This window comes from Propionivibrio sp. (assembly GCF_017995515.1).
Lineage (GTDB): Bacteria > Pseudomonadota > Gammaproteobacteria > Burkholderiales > Rhodocyclaceae > Propionivibrio.
Window position 1 is genome coordinate 1 of record NZ_JAGOIT010000053.1, and the last position, 24,916, is coordinate 24,916.

General features: G+C 61.0%; 23 protein-coding genes, 1 tRNA gene and 1 pseudogene. 10 read left to right on the forward strand and 15 right to left on the reverse strand.

Translation table 11 applies throughout. From position 1 onward, the window contains the following. From KBA32_RS10210 to KBA32_RS10230, 5 genes are all read left to right on the forward strand, one after another. Nucleotides 1–734: ImmA/IrrE family metallo-endopeptidase (locus KBA32_RS10210; protein WP_294358414.1), on the forward strand; the 734-nt coding region annotated here is incomplete at its 5' end. Between the two features lie 131 nt (nucleotides 735–865). Continuing rightward, a complete protein-coding gene (locus tag KBA32_RS10215) occupies nucleotides 866–1,081 on the forward strand; it encodes a hypothetical protein (RefSeq protein ID WP_294358417.1) in 216 nt (71 codons plus the stop codon). Continuing rightward, the gene (locus KBA32_RS10220; RefSeq protein WP_294358419.1) at nucleotides 1,081–1,563 is read left to right on the forward strand and encodes a DUF2924 domain-containing protein; all 483 of its coding nucleotides are present in this window, start codon (nucleotides 1,081–1,083) and stop codon (nucleotides 1,561–1,563) included. Before KBA32_RS10215 ends, KBA32_RS10220 begins: the two co-directional genes overlap by 1 nt. After that, nucleotides 1,560–2,912, forward strand: coding sequence for a recombinase family protein (locus KBA32_RS10225; protein ID WP_294358422.1), 1,353 nt, complete (start codon nucleotides 1,560–1,562; stop codon nucleotides 2,910–2,912). Before KBA32_RS10220 ends, KBA32_RS10225 begins: the two co-directional genes overlap by 4 nt. Beyond that, nucleotides 2,909–3,367 (forward strand): LacI family transcriptional regulator, encoded by a 459-nt coding sequence (locus KBA32_RS10230; RefSeq protein ID WP_294358424.1) that lies wholly within the window; start codon nucleotides 2,909–2,911, stop codon nucleotides 3,365–3,367. Before KBA32_RS10225 ends, KBA32_RS10230 begins: the two co-directional genes overlap by 4 nt. A 318-nt stretch (nucleotides 3,368–3,685) precedes the next feature. Here KBA32_RS10230 and KBA32_RS10235 read toward each other — a convergent pair. Then, nucleotides 3,686–3,775 (reverse strand) — tRNA-Ser (locus KBA32_RS10235). A gap of 159 nt (nucleotides 3,776–3,934) precedes the next feature. On the opposite strand from KBA32_RS10235, the gene KBA32_RS10240 reads away from it, so the two are divergent. Further along, complete coding sequence (locus KBA32_RS10240; protein WP_294358426.1) at nucleotides 3,935–4,219, forward strand: hypothetical protein; 285 nt, start codon at nucleotides 3,935–3,937, stop codon at nucleotides 4,217–4,219. A gap of 37 nt (nucleotides 4,220–4,256) precedes the next feature. Here the strand turns inward: KBA32_RS10240 and KBA32_RS10245 are convergent, their stop codons facing one another. The 12 genes from KBA32_RS10245 to KBA32_RS10300 all read right to left on the reverse strand — a co-directional run bounded on the left by KBA32_RS10245 (nucleotide 4,257) and on the right by KBA32_RS10300 (nucleotide 18,057). Beyond that, nucleotides 4,257–5,432 (reverse strand): O-succinylhomoserine sulfhydrylase, encoded by a 1,176-nt coding sequence (locus KBA32_RS10245; RefSeq protein WP_294358429.1) that lies wholly within the window; start codon nucleotides 5,430–5,432, stop codon nucleotides 4,257–4,259. 3 nt (nucleotides 5,433–5,435) lie between these two features. Beyond that, entirely contained in the window at nucleotides 5,436–6,962 is a 1,527-nt protein-coding gene (gene purF, locus KBA32_RS10250; protein WP_294358432.1) for an amidophosphoribosyltransferase, read from the reverse strand. 8 nt (nucleotides 6,963–6,970) lie between these two features. Further along, complete coding sequence (locus tag KBA32_RS10255; protein ID WP_294358436.1) at nucleotides 6,971–7,462, reverse strand: CvpA family protein; 492 nt, start codon at nucleotides 7,460–7,462, stop codon at nucleotides 6,971–6,973. Then, nucleotides 7,462–8,235, reverse strand: coding sequence for an SPOR domain-containing protein (locus KBA32_RS10260; protein ID WP_294358439.1), 774 nt, complete (start codon nucleotides 8,233–8,235; stop codon nucleotides 7,462–7,464). The genes KBA32_RS10255 and KBA32_RS10260 overlap by 1 nt, the downstream gene beginning before the upstream one ends. Beyond that, nucleotides 8,219–9,547 carry a bifunctional tetrahydrofolate synthase/dihydrofolate synthase gene (folC, locus tag KBA32_RS10265; RefSeq protein ID WP_294358441.1) on the reverse strand — a complete coding sequence of 443 codons (1,329 nt, stop codon included), beginning with the start codon at nucleotides 9,545–9,547 and terminating at the stop codon, nucleotides 8,219–8,221. Before folC ends, KBA32_RS10260 begins: the two co-directional genes overlap by 17 nt. Nucleotides 9,548–9,651: 104 nt before the next feature. Continuing rightward, complete coding sequence (accD, locus tag KBA32_RS10270) at nucleotides 9,652–10,518, reverse strand: acetyl-CoA carboxylase, carboxyltransferase subunit beta (protein ID WP_294358446.1); 867 nt, start codon at nucleotides 10,516–10,518, stop codon at nucleotides 9,652–9,654. Continuing rightward, nucleotides 10,515–11,327, reverse strand: a complete 813-nt coding sequence (gene trpA / locus KBA32_RS10275; RefSeq protein ID WP_294358449.1) for a tryptophan synthase subunit alpha — start codon at nucleotides 11,325–11,327, stop codon at nucleotides 10,515–10,517. The genes accD and trpA overlap by 4 nt, the downstream gene beginning before the upstream one ends. Nucleotides 11,328–11,336: 9 nt before the next feature. Beyond that, complete coding sequence (trpB, locus tag KBA32_RS10280; protein ID WP_294358453.1) at nucleotides 11,337–12,542, reverse strand: tryptophan synthase subunit beta; 1,206 nt, start codon at nucleotides 12,540–12,542, stop codon at nucleotides 11,337–11,339. A 170-nt stretch (nucleotides 12,543–12,712) separates the two neighbouring features. Beyond that, on the reverse strand, nucleotides 12,713–13,345 hold the full coding sequence (locus KBA32_RS10285; protein ID WP_294358456.1) for a phosphoribosylanthranilate isomerase: 633 nt from the start codon (nucleotides 13,343–13,345) through the stop codon (nucleotides 12,713–12,715). Nucleotides 13,346–13,363: 18 nt separating this feature from the next. Continuing rightward, entirely contained in the window at nucleotides 13,364–14,155 is a 792-nt protein-coding gene (truA, locus tag KBA32_RS10290) for a tRNA pseudouridine(38-40) synthase TruA (RefSeq protein WP_294358459.1), read from the reverse strand. Between the two features lie 9 nt (nucleotides 14,156–14,164). Beyond that, nucleotides 14,165–14,776, reverse strand: coding sequence for a hypothetical protein (locus tag KBA32_RS10295; protein WP_294358462.1), 612 nt, complete (start codon nucleotides 14,774–14,776; stop codon nucleotides 14,165–14,167). A 92-nt stretch (nucleotides 14,777–14,868) separates the two neighbouring features. Next, nucleotides 14,869–18,057, reverse strand: a complete 3,189-nt coding sequence (locus KBA32_RS10300) for a FimV/HubP family polar landmark protein (RefSeq protein WP_294358467.1) — start codon at nucleotides 18,055–18,057, stop codon at nucleotides 14,869–14,871. Between the two features lie 230 nt (nucleotides 18,058–18,287). Here KBA32_RS10300 and KBA32_RS10305 point away from each other — a divergent pair, with 230 nt between their 5' ends. Further along, entirely contained in the window at nucleotides 18,288–19,451 is a 1,164-nt protein-coding gene (locus tag KBA32_RS10305) for an FIST C-terminal domain-containing protein (RefSeq protein WP_294358469.1), read from the forward strand. Next, entirely contained in the window at nucleotides 19,432–19,857 is a 426-nt protein-coding gene (locus KBA32_RS10310; protein ID WP_294358472.1) for a DUF1841 family protein, read from the forward strand. The genes KBA32_RS10305 and KBA32_RS10310 overlap by 20 nt, the downstream gene beginning before the upstream one ends. A 184-nt stretch (nucleotides 19,858–20,041) precedes the next feature. On the opposite strand, the gene KBA32_RS10315 is transcribed toward KBA32_RS10310, so the two are convergent. Both KBA32_RS10315 and KBA32_RS10320 read right to left on the reverse strand, forming a co-directional pair. Continuing rightward, nucleotides 20,042–21,190 carry a PEP-CTERM sorting domain-containing protein gene (locus KBA32_RS10315; protein ID WP_294358475.1) on the reverse strand — a complete coding sequence of 383 codons (1,149 nt, stop codon included), beginning with the start codon at nucleotides 21,188–21,190 and terminating at the stop codon, nucleotides 20,042–20,044. 302 nt (nucleotides 21,191–21,492) lie between these two features. After that, nucleotides 21,493–24,159, reverse strand: a complete 2,667-nt coding sequence (locus tag KBA32_RS10320; protein ID WP_294358478.1) for a cation-transporting P-type ATPase — start codon at nucleotides 24,157–24,159, stop codon at nucleotides 21,493–21,495. Between the two features lie 166 nt (nucleotides 24,160–24,325). Between KBA32_RS10320 and KBA32_RS10325 the strand changes: the two genes are divergently transcribed. Both KBA32_RS10325 and KBA32_RS10330 read left to right on the forward strand, forming a co-directional pair. Then, nucleotides 24,326–24,673: a hypothetical protein gene (locus tag KBA32_RS10325; protein WP_294358480.1), complete on the forward strand. Its 348-nt coding sequence runs from the start codon at nucleotides 24,326–24,328 to the stop codon at nucleotides 24,671–24,673. A gap of 53 nt (nucleotides 24,674–24,726) precedes the next feature. Further along, nucleotides 24,727–24,916, forward strand: a pseudogene (locus tag KBA32_RS10330) (hypothetical protein); the annotation flags it as partial.

The following is a 24,916-nucleotide window of genomic DNA, read 5'->3' on the forward strand; positions in this document are numbered from 1 at the left end:
AGGCGAACAACCGCGACATCAAAACACGGGGCCCGATGGGCCCCAATTTCGTGCACCTCTCGACGCCAAATTCAGCCGCCATTCTATGCCGCCAAATTTCTACGGATTTGCGCAGCCGGCAACACCAACAGAATCTCTTCGAGTGTGGTGGTGACGACATTGAAACGGGTGACAACAATGATCGTGATATCGAGGCCGAAGCGGATTTGTTTGCATCGACCCTACTGATGCCGCTGGACGACTTCCGGCGACAGGTGGACGGACAGCCGATCAGCTTCGATCTGCTGGGCCACTGTGCTGACCGCTATGGAGTATCGCTGACCGCTGCTGCGTTGCGATGGACTGAAATCGCCAACAAGCGCGCGATCTTGGTCGCCAGTCGTGATGATTACATGTTGTGGGCGAAATCAAACCAGGCAGCATTCAAATCGGGGGCCTATTTTGCAACACGCAAACGAACTATCGAAATGCCGCGAGGGGCTCTGGCCTATAGCGATAACTGCTCGGCGGCCAGTGAGACACAAACGACACGAGCTCAAGCATGGTTTCCGCGCGAGCCGTCCTCAATGCCGCTGACCGAGATGACCAAGGTCGCGGCGCAGTACGATTACACACTGACCTTGCTGTTGATGCCCGATGCGGAATGGCAGCGCCCTCGCCACGATGATGAGGAGTCGGAGGAGGACACCTTCGATCACTTCATTCGAAATGGCCAGCCCCCCGTCAGAAATTAGCGGAAATTCTGCTGCACTTTTCGCAATAACCCGCAACAGCATGTCGGAGCCCGAAACTCCCTCATGGCCTTGATGGCTGCCCTTCAGGACAATTTCGCATACGCGATTTGAACTGAAAGGACTGGTCACCAATGCATGAAATCAAACATACCCCGCCGGACAAAATGACGCCCGAACAGCGTCGCCAAGAGGTGGCATCGCTGCTGGCCAATGGCCTCGCGCGCTTTCGTGTCAGGCCGTCAGCAGATGAAGGCACCGAGTTACCTGCGGGTGGTTTTGGGCTTGGCTTTCCTGCCCACCAGCGCGTTCATACAGACCCCGTCAACAACCGTAAAACGGAGCCGTAATGAACCGCCAAAATCTCACTCCTGCCACGCCACCGAGCGTTCTGACTCAGATCGCCCAGTTGCCTGACTTCTCAATCGACGATCTCCGCGCCTTGTGGATCGAGCTTAACGGAAGCACGTCGCCCAATAGCAATCGAGCATTTCTGGAGCGGCGAATTGCTTACGGTTTGCAAGAGCGCGCCTTTCGCAAGGTGAATCAGGGATTGCTCGAACGAAATGCACATCGAATCGATAAATTGTTGGCTACCGGCAAGGTCAGCAAAACCGACCGCGACATTCGGCCAGTGCCCGGCACGGTCATCACGCGCGAATATCAAGGCCAAATGCATCGCGTGGTCGTCGGCACTGATGGTCAATACGAATTTCAAGGACGTCGCTACCCCACACTATCGATGATCGCGCGTGAAATCACGGGTACGCGATGGTCAGGCCCGTTGTTCTTCGGCCTGAAGGCATCTGCCCCGGTGAGGAAATCGAAATGAGCGATGCCCTGAAGCGACGCCAACGGTGTGCGGTCTATACCCGCAAGTCCAGCGAGGAAGGCCTGGAGCAGGAATACAACTCGATCGATGCGCAACGTGATGCAGGTCATGCCTACATCGCCAGCCAGCGTGCTGAGGGCTGGATCCCTGTCTCGGATGACTACGACGATGGTGGATTCTCGGGCGGGAGTATGGATCGGCCGGCACTGAAACGTCTCATGCAGGATATTGAGGTCGGTTTAGTCGACATCGTCGTCGTGTACAAAATCGATCGACTCACCCGCAGTCTGGCCGACTTCTCGAAAATGGTTGAAGTATTTGAGCGTCGTGGCGTTTCCTTTGTCTCGGTGACCCAGCAATTCAATACTACGACTTCCATGGGACGGTTGATGCTGAACGTACTTCTTTCCTTTGCGCAATTTGAACGCGAGGTGACGGGTGAGCGAATCCGCGACAAGATCGCGGCCTCCAAGCGTAAAGGAATGTGGATGGGCGGAATGCCGCCGCTTGGCTATGACGTGGAGAATCGACGGCTGGTGCCAAATCCACAGGAGTCCAAGCTGGTGCGGCAGATTTTTCAGCGTTTTGTGGAGTTGGGGTCAAGTACAAAGCTGGTTCGCGAACTGAAGTTGGATGGTGTCACTTCGAAGGCATGGACAACCCAGGACGGCAAGGTCAGGAATGGAAAGCTCATTGACAAGAGTCTCATCTACAAGATGCTGGTTAATCGCACCTACCTCGGTGAGATCGGCCACAAATCGGCTTGGTACCCGGGCCAGCACCCGCCCTTGATCGATCAGAAAACCTGGGATGACGTGCACGCTATCCTTGCCACCAATGGCCGTGCGCGGGCCAACCGTACGCGCGCTCAAACTCCATTTTTGTTGAAAGGACTCGTGTTCGGCATCGATGGCCGGGCTCTTGCTCCCTGGCACACCACGAAAAGAAAGACGGGGCGGGTCTATCGGTACTACGTGTCGCAACGTGACTTGAAGGAACACGCCGGTGCGTCTGGACTCCCCCGTCTGCCCGCCGCCGAACTGGAATCGGCGGTTCTCGAGCAACTTCGCGGTTTGCTACGCTCTCCGGCACTGATCGCCGACGTCGTGCCAAAGGCCACGGCCCTCGATCCATCGCTAGACGAGGCTAAGATTACGGTTGGCCTGACCCGGCTCGACGCAATCTGGGATGAACTTTTTCCGGTCGAGCAGCACCGTTTGGTCAGCCTTCTGGTCGAGAAAGTGGTGGTTTCGCCCAACGAACTGGAACTCCAGTTGCGCACCAACGGCATCGAACGTGTGCTCCTTGAACTCAACACCCAGCGTAGTGAAGATAAGGTGGCGGCATGAGCGACCTCAAAATTCAGCGGGTTGGTGACGCAGAAGTCCAGTTGGCGAGCGACGGGCGCATCGCCGTCGCTGTGCCGATCAATTTCAAACGTCGCAGTGGCCGAAAACTTGTCACGCTGCCGGATGGGGAAGTTCTGAAACCTCGTCCATGGGATAAGGAACCATCCCCACTCCAGCGAGCTCTGGCGCGAGCACATCGATGGCAACGCATGCTCGACTCGGGCGAAGTTCGTACTCAACAGGAACTTGCCGATCTCGAAGGGGTAAGCAATCCATATGTTTCCAGAATGTTGAGGCTCACGACACTGGCCCCAGATCTAGTCGCAGCAATCCTCGACGACGACCTCCCGGACCAGATCAAGCTATTCGACTTCTCAGCAATGGACCCGGTAATTTGGGATGAGCAACGGGCCCTTGTCGCATCTTTGATTGCCGAGCACGAATCGATCGGCTGATCAGGAAACGCTCACCAACGATGGTCTTCAAGGAGCTATGCATCAATTTCCTTCGCCCACCAAAATCATGAAAAAACCGATTGAAACGTAAGCGGCTAAGCAATTGATTACAAACAGCCCCAATCTGCCGACTCATTTACTTCGCCACATTTCACTGGCGAACGAATACGGAGAAAACAGTGGCACTAGAGAGAGAATTGGCCCGCACTGGGGCCAGTTGTTGAAACGGCGAAGTAAACATGAACACGCAGCAACCCGCGCAGGCACGCAGGTGTAGGCGAAAAAAAACCGCCTGGATAGGCGGTTTTTTAACTATTCTGGCGGAGAGGGCGGGATTCGAACCCGCGTTAGCCTGACGGCTAAACACGCTTTCCAGGCGTGCGACTTAAACCACTCATCCACCTCTCCAGAAGAGGCGGCATTTTAGCAGAAGGCTCGACAATCACCAAACGTTACGCGGCACGATCGGCTCGGTGCGACCGCCATGGAACCCATTCGCTGCACATGACTCGAACGACCGCGTACACACTCAGCACGACGTCCCTTTCAACAACTGACGGAGGGTAAATGAGGCATATCATCTGGGTTCTCTGGCCGGCGTTCATCGCCGCCGGTATGGCTGAAATCGTGTTCTTTACGGTGATCGATCCGCAACAACTCTACTTTTTCGGCCAGCCGGTCGCGCTCTCGGCAATGCCGACCTACTCGATCGGCTTTCTTCTGTTCTGGGTGATATGCGCCGGGTCGAGTCTGTTGAGTTGGTTCATGCTGCCGCAGTCTGTCAAGCAGTCACTGCGGCAGATGACCGATGAGAACGAGGACCTGTCGCGCCGCAAACGCGGCGGCGGTTAACGCCCGTCGGCCATTTCAGGAAGGCTCGGAAACTCGCTCAGATCAACGCGAGTCCAGTTTCGAGATCGCTCTGCAAATCGCCGACGGCCTCAAGGCCGACCGCAATACGCAACAAGCCCTCGGTGATGCCGGCGGCAGCCCGTTGCTCCGGCGTGATGCGCCCGTGTGTCGTCGATGCCGGATGCGTCAGCGTCGTCTTGGTATCGCCCAGATTGGCCGTGATTGAGAGCAGGCGGCAGTTGTCGATGACCTTCCAGGCTTCGCTACGCGCGCCCTTGACCTCGAACGAGACGATGGCGCCACCGGCCTTCTGCTGCCGCATCGCGAGATCGTGCTGCGGGTGTGATTCAAGACCGGGGTAATACACGCGAGCGACCTTCGGATGCGCTTCGAGCCAGCGTGCCAGTTGCAGGGCGTTAGCCGATTGCGCTTCGATGCGGATCTTGAGTGTTTCCAACCCCTTGAGCAGCACCCAGGCGTTGAACGCCGAGAGCGTCGGCCCGGCGGTGCGCAGGAACTTGAGCACTTCGTCGGTCAGCTTTTTTTTGCCGACCACCGCACCACCGAGTACGCGCCCTTGTCCGTCAAGGAACTTGGTCGCCGAGTGTAAGACCAGGTCGGCGCCGAGATCGAGCGGACGCTGCAGCACCGGCGTGCAGAAGCAGTTATCGACGGCGACGAGGATGTTGCGCGCGTGCGCCACGGCGACCAGCGCCGGCACGTCGGCGATCGCGGTCAGCGGGTTGGACGGCGTTTCGAGGAAGAACAGCTTGGTCTCGGGACGAATCGCAGCCTCCCAGGCGGCGACGTCGGTCTGCGCAACGAACGTCGTCTGTACGCCGAAGCGCGGCATGATCGTGCCGAGCAGTTGCTGCGTCGCGCCGAACAGACCGGCCGAGGCGACGACGTGGTCGCCGGCGCTGCACAGCGCCATGACCAGCGACAGGATGGCCGACATGCCCGAGGCGGTCGCCACGCACGACTCCGCGCCTTCAAGCGCCGCCAACCGCGACTGGAAGGCCGACACGGTCGGATTGGTGAAGCGCGAATAGACGTTGCCCTCCTCTTCACCCGAGAAGCGCGCTGCGGCTTGCGCGGCGCTGTCGAAGACGTAGCTGGAAGTGAGGTACAAGGCTTCCGCGTGTTCGTTGAACTGGCTGCGCGCAAGGCCCTCGCGAATAGCCAGCGTTTCCAGTTGATACTTGTCGCTCATCGTTCAGGACACCGATTGGTTGTTGCTGTTGAGTTGCCGCGAATCACCGCCTTCGTCCCTGGCACCGGCGAGTTTCTTCTCTCGCGCGCGCTCGAGTGCATCGAGGTACTCGGGCGTAACATCGCCGGTGACGTAAAGGCCGTCGAAACACGAGCAATCAAAAGAGGAGAGTTCGGGCTTGAGATGGCTGACCGAAGCCTTGAGTGCATCGAGATCCTGATACACGAGGGCATCGGCACCGATTTCGCGCGCGATTTCCTCATCAGTCCGCCCGGTCGCGATCAACTCGCCACGCGTCGGCATGTCGATCCCATAGACATTGGGATAGCGAACGGGCGGCGCGGCCGAGGCGAAGTACACCTTCAACGCGCCGGCCGCACGTGCCATGTCGACGATTTCGCGACTCGTCGTACCGCGCACGATCGAGTCGTCGACCAGCAACACGCGCTTGCCCTTGAACTCCTGCGCGACGGTGTTGAGTTTCTGGCGCACCGATTTCTTGCGCGTCGACTGTCCCGGCATGATGAAGGTGCGACCAATGTAGCGGTTCTTGACGAAGCCCTCGCGGTAGGGAATGCCCAGTCGCTGCGCGAGTTGCATCGCCGACGGTCGGCTCGAATCGGGGATCGGGATGACGACGTCGATGTTCGTCACCGGGATGCGCTCGACCACCTTGTCGGCCAGGTACTCGCCCATGAGCAGGCGCGTTTCGTACACCGAGACACCGTCGATCACCGAATCCGGGCGGGCCAGGTAGACGTACTCGAAAATGCACGGCGAGAGCGTCGGATTCTGCGCACATTGGCGCGCGTGCATCTGGTGCGAGGTGTCGATGAAGATCGCCTCGCCCGGTTCCACGTCGCGCAGAACCTTGAACCCCAGCGTATCGAGCGCGACCGATTCGGAAGCAACCAGGTATTCGGTACCCTGAGGCGTCTGGTTGGTTCCGACAACCATCGGGCGGATGCCGTTTGGATCGCGGAAGGCAAGCAGCCCGTAACCCGCGATCAGCACGACCACCGCGTAGGCGCCCTTGCAGCGCCGATGCACGCCGGCCACTGCGGAAAAGATCGTATCGAGGTCGAGACTGAAGCCCTTGGCCGCCGCCTGCATCTCGTGCGCCAGCACATTGAGCAGGACTTCCGAGTCCGAATTGGTGTTGATGTGTCGCCGGTCGAGCCGGAACATCTCTTCCTGCAGTTGCTCGGTGTTGGTCAGGTTGCCGTTGTGCGCGAGCACCAGGCCGAACGGCGAATTGACGTAGAACGGCTGCGACTCGGCCGAATCCGACGAAGAACCGGCCGTCGGGTAACGGCAGTGAGCGATGCCCATGTTGCCGGGCAGCGCGCGCATGTTGCGCGTGCGGAATACGTCGCGCACCAGCCCGGAGCCCTTGTGCATGAAAAACGCATCGCCGTCACCCGTCGTGATGCCGGCGGCGTCCTGGCCGCGATGCTGGAGAACCATCAATCCGTCATAGAGCAGCTGATTGACCGGTGATGTTGCGACAACGCCTAGTATCCCGCACATAATCTTTCCTACCTGAATCGAATTCGTTTAGCGATTTCCTGCGGCAGCCAAGGCTTGCCAGCCATCACCGCTGTTTCCAGAGGCGTGGAAAAATACGCCTCGACCCACCACTTCTGTTGCGCCGCCATGGTCATGCCGCCGACGACGACAAGCGCCAGAACGATCACCAACCCACGCGCCACGCCGAAGATCATGCCGAGCAGGCGATCGGTCGGACTGAGTCCGAGCGCTTTGAGCAAACCGCGGATGGCCAGGCGCAGGAGCGCCATGAGCATGAGCACGACGATGAAGACGAGCACCCAGGCCGCGACGAGACGGAGCACCGGGTCGCTGATCGCATTGAGCACCGAATTCGCAACTTCGTCACCCCACCAGCGGGCAGCGAAGAACGCCAGAATCCATGCAACCAGCGCGATGATTTCGCCGACCACGCCACGCCATATTCCGAGCAGCACCGAAGCCGCAACGACGGCGATGACGATGTAGTCGAAAACCGTCATTACCTGGCAGCGACCACGCCGTTGACGCCGATCCGTTTGAGCTTGTCGAGCGCCTTGTCGGCGGCATCGCGATTCGCGAAGGGGCCGGCGCGCACACGCGTTTTCTTGCCGCCGGGTGAGTCGAGCGGCTCGGTGTAGACCTTGACGCCGAGTTCGCCGATCTTGGCCTGCAACTGTTTGACGTTGGCCGGATTGGAAAACGCGCCGATCAGGATGACGTACTGCCCGTTCCCTGCACCATTGCCGTTCGCTGCCGGTTTCGCCGCCGCATCGTCGGTTTTGTCGCCAAGAATGGCTGCCGCGCGCTGCGTCTCCTTTGCCGTGCTGTCGGCAACCTTTTTATCCTCCGGATTTGCCGGAACCTTGGCTGCTTCTTTCTCAACCGGCTTCTCCACCGGCTTTTCCACCGATTTCTCGTCGGATTTCTCCACTGGTTTCCCCGCGGGTTTTTCCAGCACCTTTTCGGCCGATCCCTCAGTGGGTACATCGGCGGGTTTGACTGCGCTAATGCCCTGTGCGACCACCGGTTCGGCGGCTTCCGGGTGCACCAGCGGCTCGCCCGCTTCGGGCGCGTTCTTCGCCAGCTTGTTTACAAACGGCGCCTGATCCTGACCCGGGATGCGAATCTGAACATCCTGTACCTGTTGCCTGGGCTCTTCGTCCATCACCATCGGCAGGATGACGGCGGCCAAGCCCGCGAAGGCGAAGGCTCCGACCAATCGGCGGCGTGCCCGTTTTTTAAGCTGCAAATTCGCGTCAGAGGAGTCGGACATCGGTATTGGTCGAATCGAGAGAGTTCGGAGACTTGCCATTGGTCGTTCGCAGAAAGGCTGCCACGGTGTAGAACGATCCAAAGACCGCGATTCTATCATTGCCGCCCGCGACCTTGGCGGCGCGCGCCAAGGCTTCGTCGGGCGACGCGAAGCATTCGACACGCCCGCCGAGGGCGCCAGCGGCATGAACGGCGGCGAGCGTTTCGGCCGAAGCACCCCGCGGCACATCCAGTCCGGCGAACAGCCAGACATCGACCTTGCCGCGCAAGGTGGCCAGCGCGCCGGCGATGTCCTTGTCGGCGAGCATGCCGACGATGGCGATCGTGCGTTCGAAGCGGCCCATCGCGTCGAGATTTTCGGCGAGACCGGCAACGGCTTGCGGATTGTGCGCCACATCGGCGACGAAAGTGGGCCGACCAGGGAAAGCCTGAAAGCGACCCGGCAGATAAACGTCGACGAGGCCGCATTCGATCGCGGCGCGCGCAACCGGCCGCGACGCCTTCAGCGATTCGACGACCGCCAGCGCCGCCGCCGCATTGCGCAACTGGAAAAGACCGTATAGCCCCGGTTCAGGCAAGCCGGTGATCGCCCCATCCCGGCCGCTGAAGGTCCACGTAAGCATCCCTTCTTCGGCAATGGCGGCAAAATCACGCCCGACGCGTTGCAACGGCGCTCCGATCGAAGACGCATGATCAAGCAGCGTATGCGGTGGTTCCGGATCGCCGCAGATTGCGGGCTTTCCAGCGCGGAAGATACCGGCTTTCTCGTAGCCGATCGCTTCGCGCGTCGTGCCCAGCCAGTCGGTATGATCGAGCGCGATGCCCGTCACCACGGCACAGTCGGCGTCGTAAGCGTTGACTGCGTCGAGCCGACCGCCGAGGCCGACCTCAAGGATGATCACACCGACATCGCTCGCCGCAAAGACCTCCCAGGCCGCCAGCGTGCCGAACTCGAAGTAGGTCAGCGCGATATTGCCGGCACTCCGCCTGGCCGCTTCGACACGGGCGAAGGCATCGCATAGCGCCGCATCGTCAACCGGCAGGCGATCGACACGCACGCGCTCGTTGTAGGCGAGAAGATGCGGCGAGGTATAGCAGCCGACACGATAGCCGGCGTGCGCGTAGATCGACTCGAGGTAGGCACAGGTCGAACCCTTGCCGTTCGTCCCACCGACGATGATCAGCGGACAGCGCTGCGTCTGGCCGAGTTCGGCCTTGACGCGACCAACGCGCTCCAGCCCCAGTTCGATGCCGCCCTGCCCCTTGGGATGAAGGCCCTCAAGGTGCACCAGCCATTCGGTCAATGAATTCAAGAATTGTCTTTCCACGCAACAAGCACGACAACAACGAAAAAAGCCGGGTCCCGACAGTCTGACTGTTCGGACCCGGCACACCCGAAGGACACCGCCTGGAACGGCTAGGGCGCAGGGCGCCTTTGCAGCATGGTGAGCAATCGCACCAGCTTGTCCCGCATCTCGCGGCGATCGACGATCATGTCGACCGCCCCCTTCTCGAGCAGGAACTCGGCGCGCTGAAATCCTTCAGGCAGCTTTTGCCGCACCGTCTGCTCGATGACGCGCGGACCGGCAAAACCGATGAGCGCGCCGGGTTCAGCGATGACGATGTCGCCGATAAAGGCGAACGACGCCGAAACGCCGCCCATCGTCGGGTCGGTGAGAATCGAAATGAACGGCAAGCCGGCGTCGGACAACTTGGTCAGCGCCGCCGTCGTCTTCGCCATCTGCATCAGCGAAAACAGGCCTTCCTGCATGCGCGCACCGCCGGACGCCGTCACGCAGAGGAAGGGCAGGCGCTGCTCGACCGCCGTCTGCACGCCGCGCACGAAGCGCTCGCCCAGCACCGAGCCCATCGAGCCGCCCATGAAGTCGAATTCGAAGGCAGCGACGACGACAGAGACGCTCTTGATCGCGCCCTGCATGACGACGAGCGAATCGGTCTCGCCGGTCGCCGTCGCGGCATCGGATAAACGCTCGGTATAGCGACGGCTGTCCTTGAACTTCAGGGGGTCGGTCGGCAGGACCTCGGCGCCGATTTCGAAACGCCCCTCGGGATCGAGCAACATCGCGATGCGCGCCCGCGCGTCGAGGCGATTGTGATGGCCGCACTGCGGGCAGACCTGTGCGTTTTTCTCCAGGTCCGTCGCGTACAGCACCGCTTCACAGGATGGACACTTGCTCCACAGACCTTCCGGGAGCGTGGACTTGCGCTCGACACCGGGATCGCGCTTGATCTTCGGCGGCAGAGGATTGTTCAGCCAGCTCATGACCGACCTCCTGCAACGTCGATACCCCGGCGCAGATCGGCGACCAACGTTCGTACCCGGGCGCAGACATTGTCGGTGGTCGATTGCTCGATCTCCTCGATGATCCGGCTGCCGACCACGACCGCATCGGCGATCCTGGCCACCGCGCCCGCCGTTGCCGCGTCTCGGATACCGAAGCCGACGCCGACCGGCACGCCGGTTGCCGCATGAATCTCGGGAATACGCGCCGCGACCGACTGCACGTCGAGCGCCGCCGAGCCGGTGACGCCCTTGAGCGAGACGTAGTAGACGTAGCCGCTGGCCAGTTCGGCGACCTGCGCGATGCGCTTTTCCGTCGACGTCGGTGCGAGCAGGAAGATCGGATCGAGCGCATTGGCGTTCATCGCCTTGGCAAATTCGGCACTTTCTTCGGGCGGGTAATCGACGACGAGAACGCCATCGACGCCGGCATCGAACGCTGCCGCCGTGAACTGTTCGACGCCCATCGCCTCGATCGGATTGGCGTAGCCCATCAGCACCACCGGCGTTTCATTGTTGTCGGCACGGAAGTTGGCGACCATGCCGAATACCTGCCGCAGACTGACACCCTTGGCGAGCGCGCGCTCGGAGGCACGCTGGATGGTCGGCCCGTCGGCCATCGGATCGGAAAACGGCACGCCGAGCTCGATGATATCCGCCCCGGCGTCGACCAGCGTGTGCATCAACGGCACGGTCAGCGCCGGGTCGGGATCACCGGCGGTAATGAATGGAATCAACGCCTTGCGGCCCTGCGCCTGCAGGCGCTCGAAGGTAGCTTGTATTTTTGACATTGGGGAACCTCAGAACTTGATGCCCGATTTTTCGGCGACGGTGTGCATGTCCTTGTCGCCGCGCCCGGAGAGATTGACCAGCAGGATCTTGTCTTTCGGCAAGGTCGGCGCGAGCTTGGTCGCGTAGGCGATGGCATGACTCGACTCGAGTGCCGGAATGATGCCTTCGAGGCGACACAGGTTATGGAAGGCCTGCAGCGCTTCGCTGTCGGTGATGGTGACGTACTCGGCACGGCCGCTGTCCTTGAGCCAGGCGTGCTCGGGTCCGACGCCGGGATAATCGAGGCCGGCCGAAATCGAATGCGTCTCGATGATCTGGCCGTTCTCATCCTGCAAGAGATAGGTCCGGTTGCCGTGCAGGACGCCCGGATGGCCGGCGGTCAGCGACGCCGCGTGGCGCCCCGTCTCGACGCCCTCGCCCGCGGCCTCGACGCCGATCAGACGAACGCCTTCAACCGGGATGTAGGGATGGAAAATCCCCATCGCGTTCGATCCGCCGCCAACGCAGGCGATCACGGCATCGGGTTGGCGTTCGCAGTGTTCCTGCATCTGGCCGATCGCCTCCCTGCCGATCACCGACTGGAAGTCGCGCACCAGCATCGGATACGGGTGAGGGCCGGCGACCGTGCCGATGATGTAGAAGGTGTTCGAGATGTTCGTCACCCAGTCGCGCATCGCTTCGTTCAGCGCGTCCTTGAGCGTCTTCGAACCGCTCTCCACGGGCACCACGGTCGCACCGAGCAATTTCATGCGATAGACGTTGGCCGCCTGCCGCTTGATGTCTTCGGAGCCCATGTACACCACGCACTCCATCCCGTAACGCGCCGCCACGGTCGCCGTCGCGACGCCGTGCTGACCGGCGCCCGTCTCGGCAATGACACGCTTCTTGCCCATGCGACGGGCGAGCATGGCTTGGCCGATACAGTTGTTGACCTTGTGCGCGCCGGTGTGATTGAGGTCTTCGCGCTTGAGATAGATCTGCGCGCCGCCGAGCAGTTCGGACCAGCGCTTGGCGTGATAGATCGGACTCGGACGTCCGACGTAGTGCTTGAGGTCGTACTCGAATTCGGCGATGAACTGCGGATCGCGCTGAGCCTCGGCGTAAGCCAGCTTCAGCTCTTCAAGCGCGGGGATGAGGGTCTCGGCAACAAAAACGCCACCGTAGGGGCCGAAATGGCCGAGGGCGTCGGGCAGATCGTAGGGGGAAGCAACCATGATTTCTCCTTGAAGCAGGATTCAGACAAGAACAAACAGACGAGACAATATCTGTCACCCGCCTCAGGTATGGTCAGCGACGAATCTTCTCCAGCAAGTACGGGTCAGCCCACCAGGACTCTTGCGCATAAGACACCCTGTTCCGAACAGCATGCAATCACCGATCACGTTCAATCGATCGGCATCAGCCCCGCCGATCGCACGGCGGAGACAAACTCTCGAATCTTCTCAGCGTCCTTGATCCCCCTCGCCGCCTCAACGCCGGACGAGACGTCGACCGCGGCGGGTCGCACACGTGCGATCGCATCAACAACATTTCCGGCGTCGAGACCACCCGAGAGAATGAGCGGCTTCGCGAAATCCGGGGGGATCAGCGTCCAATCGAAAACCTTGCCGCCACCGCCATAACCCTCGACAAAAGCATCGAGAAGAATCGCCTGCGCTGAAGAAAAAGAGCGTGCGTATTGTACCAAATCGACATCCGGCCTGACCCGGGCCGCCTTGATGTAGGGGCGATCGAATTGCCGGCAGAAACCTTCGTCTTCGTCGCCATGAAACTGCAGCAGATGAATCGGCACGGCCGCGAGCGTCGCCCGAATTGTCGCAGGATCGGCATTGACGAACAGCCCGACGATGGTGACGAAGGGCGGAACCAATCGCGCCAGTTCGGCCGCAGTCGAAACATCCACGAAGCGCGGGCTGGGCGGATAAAAGACGAGGCCAATGGCATCCACGCCGGCATCGATGGCCGCCTGTAAATCCTCTTTGCGGGTAAAGCCGCAGATCTTGATGCGTGTACTCATCGTACTTCCTGCTGGCACTCAAAGCCCCAGCGAATCGGGCAACAAAACACCGCTACTGACAGGCAAGCCCCAGTGAGGTTCATATTTCACTTCGACCAGATACAGGCCAGCCGCGGAGAACGTCGGCGCCGCCAGACGGCGATCACCCGATTGCAGCAGGGACGACATCCACTCGGGCGGGCGCTTTCCCTGACCAACGTAGACCAGGCTGCCAACCAGATTCCGAACCATGTGGTGCAGAAACGCGCCGGCTTCGAAATCGAACACGATGATATCGCCCGCGCGCCGGACCTCGGCGCGCCTGACCGTCTTGACCGGAGACTTTGCCTGGCAACCGGCAGCACGGAACGCGGAGAAATCATGTTCGCCGAGCAGCAGCGACGCGCCCCGTCGCATGGCTTCAACATCGAGCGGGTGATGATACCAACCAGCCCGACCATGCCAAACGCCGGTACGCTGCGGTCGATTGATCAGTACGTAGCGATAACAGCGGCCGAAGGCCGAGAAACGCGCATGAAAAACCGCGCCGACCGGATGCACCCAGCGCACGGCAACGGCGTCGGGGAGAAACGTGTTGACGCCGCGCACCCAGGCGGTAATCGGCCGGGTTACCGGTGGATCGAAATGAACGACCTGCCCGGTCGCATGAACGCCCGCATCGGTTCGCCCCGCGCAAACAACCTCGACCGGCACGCCGGCGATCTGCTGCAGGGCCGCTTCGAGCGCATCCTGCACGGTATTTCCGCCGGGCTGCGTCTGCCAGCCGCGAAAAGCACTCCCGTCATACTCAACCCCCAAAGCAAGCCGCATCGGTGACACCTAAAACAGAAAGAAATAGCTGCTAAAAACGATGGCGGCCAGCATGGCGAACACGATGACGTAATCAACCACCGACAATCGTCTAGCGCCCACCACAATATGTTCCCCAGCGTTTGCCTCGGGAGCCGCCAACAATACGCGCCAATCGCGTGGTCGTGGCATCGTCTCGACAGCACGCAACACCAGCATGAGACGAACCACCCCGCGCTCGGGGTTCAACCCAAGGTAGCGAAGCGGTTTGAGGAGGCCGTGCGTCGCGGCCAGCACATCGGCGACCGACATGTATTCGAGAAACGTCGCGACAGCAACCAGCACCAGGACGAGGCGTCCGAGATGCGTCAGCCCTTCCATCACGCCCTCTCGTGTCGGCGCGAACCCCACATTCCATAGCGGTGTTCCGGCAACCCCCCACGCGAAAACGAGCATGAGCGAGAGCAACAACCAGCGCGCCCGCCAGATCAAACGCCCACTCCGCCGAAACGCCTGCCCACCGACAACCGGCAGCGCAACGAACGCCAACAGCAAGATCACTCCACTCAGCGCCTGCACGAAGAGAACGAGCGCCACCCAAAGCACGAGGCGAATCGTCGGATGAATCGCGTATACCGGCATACACAGTCTCTTCTCGCGTCCCGTTACAACAAAAAGGCCGCCGCTCAATCAAGAGTGGCGGCCACTGTAGCCAGCCCGAGGCCGGCCTGTTCTCAGGTGTTGATCTTGGCCAGAATAGCCTGCGCCCTCTCCTTCTGCGCCGCATCGCCCTCCTTCAATACCTCTTGCAGAAGCTCGCTCGCGCCTTCGAAATCACCCATCTCTTCGTAGGCCTTCGCGAGATCAAGCTTCGTCGCGACTTCCTCGTTGGCACTGATCTCGAAATCCGGAAGGAGATCGTCGCTCGCGCCAAACTGCGGATTAACCACGGTTTCTTCCTGCGTCGTCGCGAAATCATCGCCCGCCGAACCCGGCTCTTCATAGGTCGGCGCTTGGTTAAGTTGCGTCTCAAGTTGCGCGAATGAGAAGTCCTGCTCCGGCAACATATCGGGTTCCGGCGCCGAAGCGAAGTTCGGGCTGACGATCGTCTCCGCTTGTTCCCTTGCAAAATCGGGATTCACGGCAGTGGAAACCAGCGCGCTTTCGAAGTCCACGACGCCCCCGATTTCTCCCTCCGGCGCAGCCGTCATCGACGGCTCCGGGATTTCCGGAAGCCCGAGATCCAGGTCGATCGAAGCCATGTCAAACGAGGGCGCATCAGGTGCCGAGCGGCCGAGGAAGGTTGACTCGGTCAGGCTGACGTCGAACTCAACGCCGTCATCCTCGATCTTGCTCGCTGCCATTGCTCCATCATCGTCCAGCTGCGCCGAGAGGCCCTCCGGGGCCGTTTCCGCCATCTCGTCCAGAGCGAGGTCGAAATCAAGGCCCGTCGCGACACCGCCTTGCGCCGGAGCCGGCTGTCCCGCAGCCCGCACGCTCGACTCCATCTCCGGGAAATTGAAGTCGAGGTCGATATCACCGCCGGTGGCCAATTCATCCACCACTGGCGCCACCGGCACAGCCTCGACTACATCGCTATCACTCCCCAGATCGAAATCCAGCGGACCTTGATCCAGAGCCGGTGCGCTTTCCTGAATACTCGCCTCTTCGGCCTTCTTTTCTTGCGTAGTCGCCGGCGGCTCATCGCCAAAACCAAGATCGAAATCAAGGCTTGCCAGGTCCGCTACGGGTGCAGGCTCTTCCACGACCACGGGCTCGACCGGCGCGGCTTCCTCCGCAAGTTTCGACAGCACTCCCGGCATCGTTACCGTACTGCTGGCTGTAAGCGACGGGACGATCACCGTTGCGTCGGCATCAAAGGCAGCGCTGGCAACACCAGCAACGCTGGCTGCAACCGCCGCATCAACAGCACCAGATGCCCCCCCCTTTGCACCGAACAGCGGATTGTCCGGATCAAGCCGAAGCCCCATGGCGGCGGCCTTCTCCCAGTCCGCGCCGACGCCGCCGGTCTCTGAATAAAGATCCGTCGCCAACTGCTCGAACTGTTTGAGATCTTTCCGATTCGCGTAGATTTCAAGCAGCTTGAGGTGAATTGCCAAGCGTTGCGGATCCTTTTGCTTGGCCTCGAGCAGGATTTCCTCGGCCTGTGCATCGCGTCCATACGCCATGTAAACATCGGCCTCGGCGACCGGATCCACTTCATCCGTGTCGATACTGCCCGGGCCCGCCTGGCTGAAATCGGTCTGCGCCGGCGTCTGCGAGGTATCGACGCTTTGCCCACCGGTGCTGCGGAATACCGAATTACCGGTCAAGCTCGTGCTCGACGGCGTGAGGGTGCTGCCGACGTTGAGCGGAACCTCTTCCTTGCTGGCGCGACGGCGGCGTGCGACAAATAGCGCCGCGAGGAGAGCAAGAATGCCCCCGGCACCAGCCAGCGGAAGCGGATTTTCGAGCAACTCGTCGACCAGAGTCGGCTCTTCCGGGGGTGGCGGCGGGATGACCGGTTTCGCCTTTGCTGCTGCAGCCGGTTTCTTGGGTTCGGGCTTCGGCTCGGGTTTTGGTTCGGGTTTGGACTCCTCGACCTTAGCGGGTTCAGCGGGCTTCTCGACAGCCGGCGCCGTGGAAGCCACCTCAGCCGGAGCAATCTCGGGCGCCGCGGGCTTGGGCGCATCGGTCGGGCCCGTTGCCGGCGCAGGCGTCTTGCTCTCCGTCGCCTGCTTTTGCAGGTCCGCGAGGTTCTGGTTTTTCAGCTCAACCAATTTCTGAAGATCAGCCAGATTCTTTTCAAGGATGCCCAAACGCTCGTTCGCCTCCTTGAGCGCCTTTCCCTTGGCAATCAGCTCCTCTTCAGCTTGCTTGTCGCCCGCCTTTCCTTCAGCAGACTCGGTTTTCGAGACCTTTAGCTGATCTTTCGGCGCTTCGGCTGGCGCCGCCTTGTCTTCGACTTGTGCGGTGATCTTGCCGCCAGCTTCCTGCTTCGCGGCGTCCTCGCCCGCCGGCGCCTGCGCGGCCACACCCGCCATCTTGTTGCGGTATGCATTCCAGTCGGAGGATTGCGCCACGACGATCTTCTTCGCTTCGGCCGCCGGCACCGACTCAATCGTCGCCTTATCCGGAACGGTAAGAATCCTGCCTGCCCTCAAGCGGTTCATGTTGCCGCCGTCGAATGCGCTTTGGTTGGCACGCAGCAATCCAACCAGCATCTGATCGAGCGACACACCTTCGTGCTTCGTCTCGACGGCGATTCTGTGCAAGGTATCGCCGCGCCTGACCTCTCGTGAATCAATGCTTTCGGATGGCTGTACGGTAGCGGGTCGTTGACCTTCCGCCTCTTTCGCGCGCAAGCGTGCGACCGCCTTGCCGCGTACTTCGTCGTCAATCCCCGCAACGGGGCTCGGGGCAGCGCTGGACCTCGACCCCGCAACCTTGGCCTGCGACGGCGCCACAGGCACCGACCCCTTGACCATCATTTCGGGCGGATCAAGCAGGAACGTGTATTCACGCACCAGCCGGCCGGTTGCCCAGTTGAGTTCAAGCAGCAAGTCAATGAAAGGATCGTTGATCGGCTTGTCCGAATTCAACTTGATCACCGCCTTGCCGTTCGCACGCCGGTCGATGCTGAAGTTGATGCCCAACAAGGTGGTCGCGTAATCCAGGCCCGCTTGTTTGAAGACTTCAGGCGAAGCAAGTTGCGCCTTCATGTCGGCGAGCTCGTCGCGCGACGCAGCGACCTCGATTTCTGCGCGCAACGGCTGGCCGAGCGCCGAGAAAACGACGATTTTCCCCAAACCAGCGGCGTTCGCTGTTGAATACACTCCGGAGAGCGCGAGACAGGAAGCCACAGCAAGTGAAGCTGCATGCCGCCCGAAAGATCTGGTTGCTTTACGTATTATTTTAGCCACGGCGCCACCCATCCTGAGCGTCGAAATAGGAAATATTAAAATAACATCATGGAGTTAGCCATGCAAGCTAAACTTGCTTCTGATGAACGCCCATCTCATCGGGATAATCTGGAGCCGCGCCCACCCGTACGCTCGGCCTTCCAAGACCGAATCTCCATCGCTGAACCATGCCGTTTTTGCGGTAAATTGGCTGCTCCTACCGCCTGACCAAAAGCTCCTCTCGACGCCGAATGACTGTCGCCACTGCCCTCGTATCAGGCAACGAACCGCTGCCATGGCTCGCTGAGCAGGCGGCGCGCGACGCATTGAAGAAATCCGGGCTGACGCACGCCAGCGGCGCATTGCTTTTCCTGACGCCGGAATTCGCACACCATGCGCACTACGCCCAAAATGCAGTCACCGCCGTCGCGCGCACCGTGCAGTGCATTCAAGTTGCAGGCGGCATTGCTTCAGGAGTATTCACCGAAGCCGGCTGGATCGTCGATCGCCCTGCCGCCGCCGTAATGGTGTTCGGCGGCGGACTCGCTCTCGGTAACGACAGCGCAGCCGACGACAACGCTCCGGCCCTGATCAGTTTCACCGGCGATCACCTGCCGCCCGAATGGCGTTCCTCGGCCACGCGTTTTGGCGCATGCATCAGCGGTGTTTTCGCGGACACTTCCTCACACGGCACACCACGCCCTGTACCGCTCGTCTGGCAGCAGGGCCGGCTGAACGAACAACTGCGTTGCAGCGTGCAAGTTCTCGGCGCAAAGATCGAGACGGCGGTTTCCAGCGGCCTGAAGCTCGTCGGCGACGCGCAACGCATCGAGCAATGTAACGGCTTCGACCTCGAACGCCTGTCAGGGCAGCCAGCACTGAGAAGCCTGCTCGGCGCACTCCCGTCTGACCTGCGTAACCGACTGGAAGCGCATTTGCACCAGGTCGTCGCCGTCGTTCTCGAATCATCCGGCGAGGCAAACAGCGCCTTCGCCGACGGCTGCTACCGAACGCTGCCGATCATCGCAATCAACCGTGACCAGTCCCTGACCCTGTCCGAGCGCCTGGCGCCGGGAGAACGAGTCTGCTGGGCCGTCCGCCAGGCCGATTCAGCCGAAGCCGACATGCGCAACGCGCTTGACCGGCTGGCCGCCGAACATACCGCAGAAACCTCGCCCAGTTGCGCGCTGATGTTCTCCTGCATCGGTCGTGGCCCCTACTTTTACGGCGGCGACGACCGCGACCTCGCGCTCCTGCGCCGGCGCTTCCCCGGCCTGCCCGTGCTCGGCACCTACAGCACCGGCCAGATCGCCCCAAGCCTTTGCGGCAACCACCTGCGGCAAAACAGCGTCGTTACCGCGCTGATCAGCGAAACCTCAATTTGCAAGGAAGCCCATGTTCAATCCATCCCGTGACCAGGTCCGACGGTTTTTCTGCGAGGCCTGGCGCAAGCATCGCGCCCGCGAAATCCTCGACGGCGCCGAAGCCGTCGCCGCCGACCTCATCACGCACCACCCGGAATACCACGCGCTGCTGGAAAACCGGGAAGCCGCCGTCGAAACGGACTTCACGCCGGAAAGCGGACAGATGAATCCCTTTCTCCACCTCTCGCTGCACCTCGCCATCGCCGACCAACTCGCCGTCGACCGTCCGAGGGGAATTCGCACCGCCTACGAGAAACTTCGTCAGCGGCTGGAAGTACACGATGCCGAACACGTCCTCATCGACTGCCTCGGAGAAACACTTTGGCGCGCACAGGGCGACGGGAATGCGATGGATGCGGAGCAGTATCTGGAAAACGTTCAGCGCCGCATAAGGTAGGAGAGGAAGCGGCCCGGACTTTGACTGTGGTCACGTCCAGGCAAACGTTGCACTAAGTGGAGTCATTCGTGCTCAAGAAAACCCCGCCTCAAGAAACGACGGGGTTGATTGTTGCTCGTGCCCGGAAGATCAATCACGCCGGAGCAGACTCTGTGAAGCCCGCTCCGGGCTGAGTCGATTCGGCCTACTTTCCGGCCTTACGCCGACGGATACCGAATCCGGCTGCTGCGAGACCAAGTCCAAGCAATGCCAGAGAACCCGGCTCAGGAACCCTGTTCGGCGCAACACCGCCGATAAACCCGAACTCTTCAAACCCGTTTGTGTTGCAGCCCTGGGTTGTGGTCCCAATGCCGTCGGTGACGCCTTGTGGGTTGCAACCCAGATTAACCGTCACCACCCACAGGAAATTCGGGTCATACAAGGACAGATCCATGTCCGGCGCAAACGCCATAAAGTCTGCCTTGCCTGACCCCTTGTTATGGCTTCCGGTGTAGGTCAACTCGCTATCCGTAACACCCGCACATCCCTTACCTGTCAGCGGATCCCATAGAGGTGTGCAATTGTCCGCGCTCGCAAACATTATGTCACCAAAATTGTAGGTCGGTGCATCTTGATCCCAACTGTTATTAGTCATCGAATCGAGTTGCCAGAACCCCTTAATTGAACCGTTTGACGGGTCGATTATTCGCACTTGCGCACTCATGAAAAGAGAATCACCGACACCAGACTGGTTATAGTCAGCATAGAGCAAGGGAATAGTCCAAGTCGGGTCCATCGACTGCAAGGCAGCCAAGAGTTCGCCAACTGTTGAGGTGCTAGATGGAGGTTTTAGGCTCGACGCAACCGTGTCGTACCCCTGTGGACTCTGGCCTACTGTTTGCCAAACCGTTAGCGACTGATTGACATTGCCCCATTCGGCTACCCATCCCGTGACATTGTCACCGGAACCCTGCAAATCAACAGGATTCTGAAGGCCGAACGGATTACTAGCCCCACCGGCGACGGACGTAAGATTTACGAGAATGGTGCCTGTTCCAGTTGAAAAATCGTACGCGCCGAAGGTCGCCTTTGGTATCAAAACTGGATTTACGGTCTGAATGGATTCCAAGATCTTCGCCGAGTAAGACCAGAAGTCATCGTACTTGAACGCGATCGGGATGCCGTCCATTAAGATGGCCTGCCTCGGAGTACCCGTTGCGTCTGGGAACATGCCATAGACGGCAGTACTGTTGTCAGGGGTTGGCAGGACGAAGTCAGCCGCGCTAGCGACACCAGAGGCGGCAACGGAAAGCACGGCTGCAACAACGACCGAATTACGCAATTTCGTTTTCATGATCACCCCCAACACGGAAGATCTATCGAACATACGGAACTACTACCCGCCAATACTCAAGCAATGACTATGCCGAAAGGCATAACGCCCGTAGAACCAATCGTTTCGCGTCACTCGGCCTATTTCATGAGCCAGCACTGTAAAAACATCCGACACTGAATCAACGATTGGATCGTTCGGGTGATTTGACCGGCAAAAATCCGACAACACGATGGACGAAGCAACGAAGCGTGAAATGACCATATGAGTGTTTCCCGGCACCAAGAAGGACACAAGAGCCTGTCCTCCCCACGCCGATCCAACTAACGAAGAGCAAGCTTCCGCAGTTCCTCCAGACCGCCTAAACACAGGGCCATCACCGCAATCACGCCCCACACTTCCATCGGAAATGCCTGCGTTCCGAACAGCCAGTTTCCAAGCGGTGTAAAAACAATCGACAGCAAGAGGCCACATTCGACGGCAATGCCGGTCAGCAACAGGCGATTGCCGGCCAGTGGGAAAGCAAAAGCGGAAACACGGTGATGGCGACAGAGGAAGACGTTGACGACCTGGCAGGCGACGATGGCGGTGAGGCAGGCGGTGGTGGCTTGCAGGTAGAGCGGTGCGTGCGTCGCGAGTGGTTCGCCGTAGCGCCAGCCGCCGGTGTTGAGGACGAAGAAGAACGCGGCGAGCGAGACGGCGGCCTGTAACGGCCCGAGCCAGAGGTAGGCGCGGGCGACGAGCGACCACGAGAGCAGGCGCTCGTCCGGTCGGCGCGGCGGCTGGCGCATCACCTCGGGGTCGGGTCGTTCGGCGCCGAGGGCGAGCGCGGGGAGCATGTCGGTGCCGAGGTCGACGGCGAGGATCTGGATGATGGTCAGCGGCAGCGGGATGCGCAGGAGCACGTACGCGAGATAGGGAATCAGCTCGGGGATATTCGAGGTGAGGATGTAGGTGAGAAATTTGCGGATGTTCTCGAAGACGGCGCGCCCTTCCTCGACGGCGTTGACGATGCTGGCGAAATTGTCGTCGAGCAGGATCATGTCGGCCGCCGAGCGGGCGACGTCGGTCCCTGCGAGCCCCATGGCGATGCCGATGTGCGCGGACTTCAGCGCCGGCGCGTCGTTGACGCCGTCGCCCGTCACCGCGACGATTTCGCCCTTCTTCTTGAGCGCGTTGACGACGATCATCTTCTGTTCGGCGGAAACGCGCGCGAATAGGATCTCCGGACTGTCGAGCGCGGTCTGCAGCTGCGCCGGCGTCATCTTGCGCAACGACGTACCGAGGACGATGCGCGGACTCGCCCCGCGCACCAACCCGATCTCGCGGGCGATGGCGGCGGCGGTGTGTGGATGGTCGCCGGTGACCATGACGACCTTGATCCCGGCCAGGCGGCAACGCGCGATGGCTTCCGGCACTTCCGGCCGCGGCGGATCGTAGAGGCCGATCAGGCCGGAGAAGACGAGGTTTTCCTCGCTTGCCTCGCCTTGGCCTTCGAGCCGCCGATAGGCGAACGCCAGCACACGCAAGCCGTGATCGGCCATTAGCTGCTGAGCTTCGGTCGCGTGGCGGCGCGAATGTTTGTCGAAGGCCAGCACGCGACCATCGTGCTCGATCGCCGCGCACAGCGGCATCACGACTTCCGGCGCGCCCTTGCAGTACAGCCAGCGCCCTCCTTCGTCCTCGACGACGACCGACATGCGGCGGCGGTCGCTGTCGAACGGAATTTCACCGCACACGCGCAGGCCGGCTGCCGGGGCCTGCCCGGCGAACTCGTGGAGCGCCACCTCCATCGGGTCGCCGAGCCAGGCGGCCTTGCCGTCGCGCAGCTCGGCCTTCAGGCTGTGGCATGCGGCCGCGTTGCGCAGCAGGTGGTCGATACCGGGACGGCCGGCGCCAGGCGCAACCGGACCCGGCGCGTCGGCAAAGCGGTCGTTCGAGAAGACCTGGTGGACGCTCATCCGGTTCTGCGTCAGCGTGCCCGTCTTGTCGCTGCAGATCACCGTCGTCGCGCCCAGCGTCTCGACCGTCGGCAGGTGGCGAATCAGTGCGTTGCGCCGGGCCATGCGCTGCGTGGCCATGGCGAGCGAGAGCGTGACGGTGGGCAGCAGACCTTCCGGCACGTTGGCGACGATGATGCCGATAGCGAACATGAGGTTGGCCCAGAACGGCAAGCCGAGAACGGTGCCGAGCGCGAAGAAGACGACACCCAGCAGCGTCGCGAAGACGGCGACCAGGCGCGACAGGCGCGCGATCTCGACCTGCAGGTGCGACGTCGTCTTGTCGGCCGTCTGCGTGAGATGGGCGATCTTGCCGAACTCGGTCGCCATGCCGGTGGCGAAGACGATGGCGCGCCCGTCGCCCGAGACGAGCGAAGTTCCGGCGAGCAGGACGTTCTTCCTTTCGAGTGCCGGTGCATCGTTCGTATGTTCGCTGTCGTCGTCCGCGCTTCGCGCCTTGGGCATGGACTCGCCAGTGACGGTCGACGCATTGACCCGGATGCCGTTCGCCGAGATCAGGCGGCAGTCCGCCGGTACGTTGTCGCCGGCTTCGAGCAGGATGATGTCACCCGGCACGAGCGCCTCGCCGGGCAGCGTCAGCAGTTGCCCGCCGCGCACGACCTTGACCGTCTGCGGCAGGAGCTTGCGCAAGGCGTCGATCGCACGCTCGGCGCGGTACTCCTGCCAGTAGGAGAAGCAGCCGTTGATCAGGATGACGGCGACGATGGCGACGCCGAGCTGCCACATCCCCTCGCCGCGACTCTTCGACTCGGCGTAGAAGGCAAGGCCGGCGGCGATCCACAGGATGATGGCGAAGAAGTGCGTGAATTCGCGCAGCAGGCGGCGCCCGGGTCGCTCGGCGCCGACTTCCTCGAGATGATTCGGCCCGTACTCGCCGAGGCGACGCGCCGCTTCGGCCGGCGTCAGCCCGTCTTCGGAGGTGCCGAGGCTCTTGAACGCGTCGGCGAGGGAGAGATTGGCGAGGTGCATTGCGTCGATCGGTAAGAATCCACGTCAGACACCCAGCGTAGATGGCGGAGCGCGTCTTCGCCACGCAAAGCGGGTCGCCAATCGGCATAGGGGGCAGCCCTTCTAGGCTGCGCCCCTGCCACACCACCCGGCATGCGCGTCGCCCAGGACGAACACCGGCAAGATCATGAGGATCGCCGTCCCTGGCCACACAACCGGCCAGAACAACGAACAGAACCATGTGAAAGGAGTGGACAAAGCGGTATTGCAACGTCGCCGCCGGGTTTTCGAGAATCATCAGGCGTTCGATGAAATGACCGAAAAAAACGAAAGTCATGGCGTAAAACCGGGCGATATCGATCATTCCGAACCGCTTTTCCTGCGCAAACAGCTGCATGGTGTTCTCCCTGTAAAGTTATTATCAGAACGGGAGACAGCATCAATGAATGTGCAGCACATCGACTCAACATTAGCGCGCCATTGTGGTCTTTTGCCACCTTGCGCAACGCTCCCGGATCGACTACGAAACACATGATCGCCGGCCAGGTCAAACCGACCCGATGCCGCCGATGCCATAAGGAGGCCAGAATGAAACATCAGGAAAACAACACGCGCGAGCCGGATGAGGAAGTCGTCGTCGAAGCCACCGCCCCCTTCCGCGGATTGACGCGCTACGAACAGCAATCGCCGATCCGCCAGGTGTCGTACTACCTGTGCGGCGAGATCCTCGAACCGCAGCATTACACCGAGATGTTCTACACGCTGCGCACGGCAAGCC